Annotated in this window: 2 protein-coding genes; one reads left to right on the top strand and one right to left on the bottom strand. The window is 43.4% G+C overall.

Annotated elements, in window-relative coordinates; translation table 11 throughout:
- On the bottom strand, positions 1–148 hold a 148-nt coding region (locus R7Q11_RS25240; RefSeq protein WP_225466888.1), incomplete at its 3' end, for an SDR family NAD(P)-dependent oxidoreductase.
- A 303-nt stretch (positions 149–451) separates the two neighbouring features.
- Here R7Q11_RS25240 and R7Q11_RS25235 point away from each other — a divergent pair.
- The coding region (locus tag R7Q11_RS25235; RefSeq protein ID WP_225466887.1) for a DUF2254 family protein at positions 452–899 on the top strand (448 nt) is incomplete at its 3' end.

Raw genomic sequence — 899 nt, 5'->3', positions numbered from 1 at the left:
GATAGCAAACATTGTTCGATAAGCAGTTTGTGACTGTAGAGAGCTTACTCTCACTTCGTCCAGTCAGATAAGTGGCTTTCCCTTCCGCATCATAAAGCTTGGCCAACTCCGCCCCTAAGCCGCTACTTGCACCTGTGATTACAATCATTTTCTACCTCGTTCGTAAAAGTGCTTTCTAATGTGTGTACCAATTAAGGTAACGGAATATAGGCTGATTCACATCTTACGAACGCCATTCTTTGAAGCAGCAAGACTTTCTGATTTTAACGCTCGTTAACTTCTAAATATGCCCAATAGTTTTCAAAACTATCCAATGGTTCGGATACCAGTACCTTGATCACGAAGCCCATCAAGCACAAAGAGAACCCAGAAATTTCACCTATGCTTAAACAAAGAATAACGTTTTGAATTTCCTATCGACTTTCTCACTTAAGATAAGAGGCACATGAGAATGACCGGCTCCAAATGGCAGTGGCTGCTTAAACAAATGACACGCAAACTGTGGGTTCGTACATCACTTTTCGCCTTACTTGCTGTTGTAACCGCCCTGATCTCTATTGTTTTAAATAAATTCATTACCCTGCCTCCCACCATCAATGTCAGTAATGAGCTGCTGAATAACATATTGAATATTCTCGCGACGTCGATGCTGGCGGTGACGACGTTTTCACTCAACATTATGGTTTCAGCGTACAGCGCGGCCAGTGCAGGGGTCACTCCTAGAGCTACCAAGCTATTGATGGAAGACAGCACAACGCAAAATGCTCTGGCGACTTTTCTTGGCTCATTCTTGTTTAGTTTGGTAGGCATCATCGCACTTGGTATTGGCGCCTATCACGAGCAGGCACAGATCTATTTGTTCATCGTAACCATGGTGGTGATCATTATGATCATCCTGA

Source organism: Vibrio sp. 970 (assembly GCF_033339075.1).
Note: the sequence above shows the minus strand (reverse complement) of the source record. Positions and strands in the feature narration are given on the sequence as shown.